At 30.2% G+C, this 6,422-nt stretch carries 6 protein-coding genes; 3 read left to right on the forward strand and 3 right to left on the reverse strand.

Going from position 1 to position 6,422, the window contains the following annotated elements; translation table 11 throughout:
* Positions 1 to 2: 2 nt before the first annotated feature.
* The 3 genes from IX290_RS10985 to IX290_RS10995 form a co-directional block, all read right to left on the reverse strand.
* On the reverse strand, positions 3 to 1,625 hold the full coding sequence (locus IX290_RS10985) for an ATP-binding cassette domain-containing protein (RefSeq protein ID WP_211493235.1): 1,623 nt from the start codon (positions 1,623 to 1,625) through the stop codon (positions 3 to 5).
* A gap of 109 nt (positions 1,626 to 1,734) precedes the next feature.
* Positions 1,735 to 2,610 carry a DMT family transporter gene (locus tag IX290_RS10990; protein ID WP_211493236.1) on the reverse strand — a complete coding sequence of 292 codons (876 nt, stop codon included), beginning with the start codon at positions 2,608 to 2,610 and terminating at the stop codon, positions 1,735 to 1,737.
* A gap of 69 nt (positions 2,611 to 2,679) precedes the next feature.
* Entirely contained in the window at positions 2,680 to 3,462 is a 783-nt protein-coding gene (locus tag IX290_RS10995) for a hypothetical protein (protein ID WP_211493237.1), read from the reverse strand.
* Positions 3,463 to 3,717: 255 nt separating this feature from the next.
* Between IX290_RS10995 and IX290_RS11000 the strand changes: the two genes are divergently transcribed.
* Genes IX290_RS11000 through efp form a run of 3 tightly spaced genes read left to right on the forward strand, consistent with a single transcriptional unit; the run spans position 3,718 to position 6,397 of the window.
* Positions 3,718 to 4,677 carry an NADH:flavin oxidoreductase gene (locus IX290_RS11000; protein ID WP_211493238.1) on the forward strand — a complete coding sequence of 320 codons (960 nt, stop codon included), beginning with the start codon at positions 3,718 to 3,720 and terminating at the stop codon, positions 4,675 to 4,677.
* Positions 4,646 to 5,821, forward strand: a complete 1,176-nt coding sequence (earP, locus tag IX290_RS11005; RefSeq protein ID WP_249168945.1) for an elongation factor P maturation arginine rhamnosyltransferase EarP — start codon at positions 4,646 to 4,648, stop codon at positions 5,819 to 5,821. Before IX290_RS11000 ends, earP begins: the two co-directional genes overlap by 32 nt.
* A gap of 12 nt (positions 5,822 to 5,833) precedes the next feature.
* Complete coding sequence (efp, locus tag IX290_RS11010; protein WP_211493239.1) at positions 5,834 to 6,397, forward strand: elongation factor P; 564 nt, start codon at positions 5,834 to 5,836, stop codon at positions 6,395 to 6,397.
* Positions 6,398 to 6,422 lie beyond the last annotated feature (25 nt).

The following is a 6,422-nucleotide window of genomic DNA, read 5'->3' on the forward strand; positions in this document are numbered from 1 at the left end:
TATTATTTATTATATAATTCTTCAAGTTGAGCTTGAACTCTTTCATCTTCAAGGTATTCGTCATAAGTCATCATCTTATCAAGAATTCCATTTGGAGTTATTTCAATAATTCTGTTAGCAATTGTCTGAATAAACTCATGGTCATGAGCTCCAAAAAGGATAGTTCCTTTAAAGTTGATTAATGCTTTGTTCAGTGATGTAATTGACTCAAGGTCAAGGTGGTCATTTGGGTTATCAAACATTAAAACGTTAGCATTAGTAAGCATCATTTTAGCAATCATACATCTTACTTTTTCTCCCCCTGATAAAACAGTTGAACTTTTCAAAGTTTCTTCTCCAGTGAATAGCATTCTTCCTAAGAAACCTCTTACAAAAGCCTCATGCTGGTCAGGTGAGTATGGTCTTAACCATTCAATAAGATTTAGATCTTTATTTTCAAAGTATTTTGAGTTATCTTTTGGCATATAAGCCTGACTTGTTGTAACTCCCCATGTGTATGATCCAGAATCTGGTTCCATCTCTCCACTTAGGATATTTAAAAGAGTTGTTTTAACAATATCGTTTTTAGCTAAAAATACAACTTTATCTCCTGTGTAAATAGTGAATGAAAGATTATCTAAAACTTTTACACCATCTATTGTTTTGGTTAGATTTTCAACTTTTAATAGGTTGTTTCCAGCTTCTCTTTCCTGTTTAAATTCGATAAATGGATATTTTCTATTTGATACTTGCATATCTTCAAGTTGAAGTTTTTCAAGTAATTTTTTTCTGGAAGTTGCCTGCTTAGATTTTGAAGCGTTAGCACTAAATCTTGAAATAAATTCTTGAAGTTCCTGTCTTTTTTGTTCAAGTTTTTTATTTTTTGCAGATATTAATTTTATCATAAGCTGGTTTGACTCATACCAGAAATCATAGTTTCCAACATACATTTTTAACTTTCCATAGTCAAGGTCAGCAATATGTGTACACACTTTATTTAAGAAGTGTCTGTCGTGAGATACTACAATAACAGTTGTATGCTCAAGATCCATTAAGAAGTTTTCAAGCCAAGATATAGCTTTAATATCAAGTCCGTTTGTAGGCTCGTCAAGAAGCAGTACATCTGGATGTCCAAATAGTGCTTGAGCAAGTAAAACTTTAACTTTTTCAGGCTCTCCAAGCTCTTTCATATATTTATGGTGTAGATCTGCTCCAATTCCAAGTCCCATTAAAAGAGTTTCAGCTTCAGTTTCAGCTTCCCAACCATTTAATTCTGCAAACTCTCCTTCAAGTTCTCCAGCTCTTATTCCATCTTCATCAGTAAAATCTTCTTTTGCATATATTGCATTTTTTTCAACTATTATATCCCAAAGTTTTTTGTGTCCCATTAATACAACATCTAAAACTTTATCTTCTTCATAAGCAAAGTGGTTTTGATTTAACACTGCCATTCTTTTTTTCTTATCAAAAATTACTTCTCCCTCTGTAGGTTCGATAACTCCAGAAAGAATTTTAACAAATGTTGATTTTCCAGCACCATTGGCACCAATAAGTCCATAACAGTTTCCAGGTGTAAATTTAACATTTACATCTTCGAAAAGTTTACGGTCAGGAAATCTCATTCCTAAGTTACTTGTTGCAATCATTTAACATTTTCCTCCTAAAATACGTTTTTCAAAAAATTCATATTATTATATCATTAATTTTATTTTATTACAACGTTTTTAAAAGAAAAAGAGATGATTTCTCATCTCCTTAATTTCCCTGAAGTTTTTCTTTTTTTCTTTTGTTGTGACGATATAGATAAATGGCAACAACTATGATAATTATTCCACCAATTACACTGTATATATCTGGCATTTCGTCAAATAACATATATCCAAGGATTATTCCATATGGAATACCTGAATAGTTGTATACTGCAACTTCTGATGCTGGTGCATTCTTATATGAGTATGTCATAAAGAATTGAGCAAGACATGCAAATATACCAATTGATAGTAGGAAAATCCATTGTCTTGGATCTGGAGCTACATAATCTCTTATGGCTAAAGGTGCAGAGCATACAACAGACATAAGAGAGAAGTAAAATACTATAATATTAGGATCCTCTTTGTCATTTAGATATCTTACAAAAGTATATGCAAGACCGGCAAATGTAACAGATGCAAGTCCAGAAAGACTTGGAAGTACTGAGAGATCAAAAGATGGTTTTACAACAAATAAAGCTCCAATAAATGAAATAATAATTCCAACTACCTGTTGCTTATCAACTTTTTCCTTAAGAAATAGTACAGCAAATATTGATACTGTAATAGGTGAAAGTTTGTTTAGCATATTAGAGTCTGCAAGTATAAGGTGCTCAACAGCATAAAAGTTTGCTACAACCCCAAGAAAACCTAAAAACGATCTTGCAAATACAGGTGGGATATTTTCTCTTTTAACACGAAAGCCTCTCTTTTGATATATAAGTAAAAATCCAGCTAATAAACAGCTAATCAGATTACGTAGAAATATCTTCTCAAAAAGTGGAATATCAGGTATTGATTTTACAGCAACACTCATTAAAGTGAATCCAAGTGCTGAAATCAACATGAAAAAAATTGCTTTTGTTTTTTGTTCAATTATCACTTTAGTATCTCCTTTATTTTTAATGTTCCTTATTATTATATACTATTTCCATTGTTATTACCATAGAAATCATATATTCTCCTTTATAAAGGCTTCTCCAGTTTTTGAGTCATAGATTTTAATCTCTCCTTTTTCTTTTTCTCCAGAGTTTATTATTATCTCTTTTTTAAATATTGGTAGATAAGTTGAAGGATTATAATATACTTGATAGATTTCTTTATATTCGTCTAAAACTCTGCCAGTCTTTTTATCAGTGACCTCTGAAGAATATTTAAAATTAAGAATACTGATATTGTGGTGTTCCAGATAATCTGTAAGATAGTTTTGATAGTCATAATCGAGGATATTTTTAGGATAGTGGTAATTTCCATCAATCATTTTATAATTTCCAAGAACAAATAGTGTATAGTCACTATCTATGAGTTTAGTAGTAAGAGAGTGTTCCTGGATTTCCACATTATCTCCTAAAGACTTAGATGTAATTTTTTCCTCCTCTGTTAGAACTAAAATGTACTCCATATAGTCATTTTGTAAAAAAAGTTTGTATAAAAAAGATACTCCAAATCTGGATTTTCTTTTTATTTTTTTTAGTACAAATGCTTCTTTGACTCCCTTATAAGTTTCAATTGGAACTATATAAAAATTATGTTTGCTTTTTTCAAATGCATCTTTATAGTCTTTTGCAACTTCAGTATACCGTGGGATAGATTTGAAATTAGGAAGAGATTCCAAATCAACTTTTTCCTCTTTTGTATGTAAATCTATATCTTTGTATAGTGGATTGTCAAGTGTCTGAGAAGATACAATTATGCTCATAAAAAAAGAAAGAAATATGGAAAGAATTTTTATCATTGTTCACCTCTTAAAATATTATTGTATATATATTATAGCATCCTTATTCTACCTTTACTAAGAATTATTATTACTGCATATATATTTTTTCAAAAAAATCTTTTTTTCTAATAAAAATTGTGTTAAAATATCATGTTTTTAAAATAGTGCATTACTAAAAACCTACATAAAACAGTGAGAAATACAAATTTTATTGAGTTTTTGGGGAAAATGTTTTATAATATAATCCGAATGTTTTAATAAAAGGAGAAAAGGATGGCTAAATTATTTGATTCATTCCAGATAAGGAATATAAAACTTAAAAATAGAATAGTTTTACCACCTCTTGTAAGATTTTCAATAGTTGGAACAGATGGATTAGTAACAGATGATCTGGTAAAGTGGTATGAAGATGTTGCTGAGGGTGGAGTAGGAATGATAATAGCTGAGGCTACCTGTGTATCTGAAGATGGAAAATTGAGAGAAAATCAGATTGGAATTTGGGACGACTATTTTATTCCAGGACTTTCACGTATAGCTGATAAATGTCACGAATATGGAGTCCCAGTAATGATACAACTTCATCATGCTGGTTTTAAAGATAAGATAAAAGATGTTCCTGCTTCTGTTTTAGAAGGAATTTTAGAGGATTTTAAAAAAGCTTTTGTAAGAGCTAAAAAAGCTGGATTTGATGGTATAGAAATCCATGGAGCTCACACATATCTCATTTCACAACTTAACTCAAGATTGTGGAATACAAGAGATGATGAGTTTGGTGGAGATTTCATAAGAAGAATGAATTTTTCAAAGAGACTTATTGAAGAGACAAGAGATCTTTTTGATGAGAACTTTATTTTAGGATATAGAATGGGTGGAAATGAGCCTGAACTTGAGGATGGAATAAAGATAGCAAAATATCTTGAAAGCCTGGGAGTAGATCTTTTACATGTATCTTCAGGAGTTCCTAATCCAGAATATATGAGAGAAGAAAAGGTAGATGTACCTGCCGATTTCCCTCTTGATTGGGTAATATATATGGGAACAGAGATAAAGAAACAGGTAAATATCCCAGTTATTGGTGTAAGAAAAATAAAAAAAGAAAAAGATGCAAGTTGGCTTATAGAAAACAACCTGTTGGATTTAGTAGCTGTTGGAAGAGCTATGATAACCAGGCCTTACTGGCCAAAATTGGCTAGAAAGGAGTATGATAGAAGAAATGGAATTAAAAACTTTTGATATATTTTGTGAGATAATTGATAACTATGGAGATATTGGTGTAGTTTATCGTGTAGCAAAGGAGTTACAGAAATCTTTTGAGAATAAAGTAAAAATCAGAGTCTTTTTAAATAGAATTGATGAGTTTATGAAGATAAATTCAAATGTAAAAGATACTGGATTTCAAGAGATTGATGGGATAGTTTATGTTACATTTCAATATCTTAAAGAAACTATAGATAATTTTGAGACTTCAGATGTGATAATAGAGGCTTTTGGTTGCAATATTCCAGAGGAGTATATGGAAAAAGCATATGAAGGATCCACACTTATGATAAATCTTGAATATCTTTCTGCAGAGGATTGGATAGAAGATTTTCATCTTCAAAGTTCTCCTTTAGGAAAAGGAAAATTAAAGAAATATTTCTTTATGCCAGGATTTACAGAGAAAAGTGGTGGAGTAATAGCAGATTCAAACTACATAAATAGAATGGAAAAGGTAAATTCAAATAGAAAAGAGTATGAGAAAAAATATCTTTCTATGATAGAGAATGTGGATTCAAAATTAGTTGGGACAGTTTTCTCATATGAAAAGAATTTTGAGCCACTGTTTAGAGATTTAAAGGAAATAGACAGAGATGTTGTTCTTTTAGCTTTAGGAGAAAAGACTCAAAATAGCATAAAAGAGTTCCTTAAAAAAAATTCTGTTGAGGTATTTGGAAATTGCATTAAATATGGTAAAATAGAAGTGGTATTTTACGATTTCTTAAATCAGGAAGAGTATGAAGAACTTATAAATACAGTAGATTTTAACTTTGTTAGAGGAGAGGATTCTTTTATCAGAGCAGTCTTGACAGGAAAGCCATATCTATGGCATATATATTGTCAGGATGAATTTGTTCATATGGACAAACTTGAAGGATTTTTGGATAAATTTATCCGTGTAATTCCTGATAAAGAGAGTGAATTTACTGAAAATATAATAAAGCTTTTTAAAGATTATAATTTTAGGAGAGAAAATAATCTAGAAATTGGAAAAGAAAATTATCTTTATTTTTTCAATAACTTAGATAGAGTTGAAAAAAATAATATGATTTTTAGAGATTTTCTAATACAAAAATGTAATCTTATAAATAAATTAAAATATTTTATAGAAAAATATTGAGGAGGTTTACCAATGAAAATAGCTCAAGAACTAAGAGCAGGAAGCACAATCAAAATTGGAAATGATCCATTCATTATCCAAAAAGCTGAATATAACAAATCTGGAAGAAACGCTGCAGTTGTTAAATTCAAAATGAAAAACTTAATTACAGGAAACATCTCTGACGCTGTATATAAAGCTGATGACAAAATGGAAGATATAAGACTTGACAAAGTTAAAGCTTTATATTCTTACCACGATGGATCATTCTATGTATTCTCTAACCCAGAAACTTGGGATCAAATCGAATTAAAAGAAGAAGATTTAGGAGATGCATTATACTATCTAGAAGAAGGAATGGAATTAGAAGTAGTTTATTATGAAACTACTCCAGTTGCAGTTGAATTACCTACTTTCGTAGAAAGAGAAATAGTTTATACTGAACCAGGACTAAGAGGAGATACTACTGGTAAAGTTTTAAAACCAGCTAAATTAAACACTGGATTTGAAGTTCAAGTTCCTTTATTCGTAGAACAAGGAGAATGGATCAAAATCGATACTAGAACAAATGCATATGTAGAAAGAATTAAAAAATAGTTTCTATATAAAAAAGGTGATACCA

Origin of the sequence: Fusobacterium sp. DD2 (assembly GCF_018205345.1) — a bacterium.
Lineage (GTDB): Bacteria > Fusobacteriota > Fusobacteriia > Fusobacteriales > Fusobacteriaceae > Fusobacterium_A.

Coding starts and splice junctions, on each gene's coding strand:
- IX290_RS10985 (WP_211493235.1), bottom strand. CDS start 1,625: ATGATTGCAACAAGTAACTTAGGAATGAGATTTCCTGACCGTAAACTT.
- IX290_RS10995 (WP_211493237.1), bottom strand. CDS start 3,462: ATGATAAAAATTCTTTCCATATTTCTTTCTTTTTTTATGAGCATAATT.
- IX290_RS11000 (WP_211493238.1), top strand. CDS start 3,718: ATGGCTAAATTATTTGATTCATTCCAGATAAGGAATATAAAACTTAAA.
- earP (WP_249168945.1), top strand. CDS start 4,646: ATGATAGAAGAAATGGAATTAAAAACTTTTGATATATTTTGTGAGATA.
- efp (WP_211493239.1), top strand. CDS start 5,834: ATGAAAATAGCTCAAGAACTAAGAGCAGGAAGCACAATCAAAATTGGA.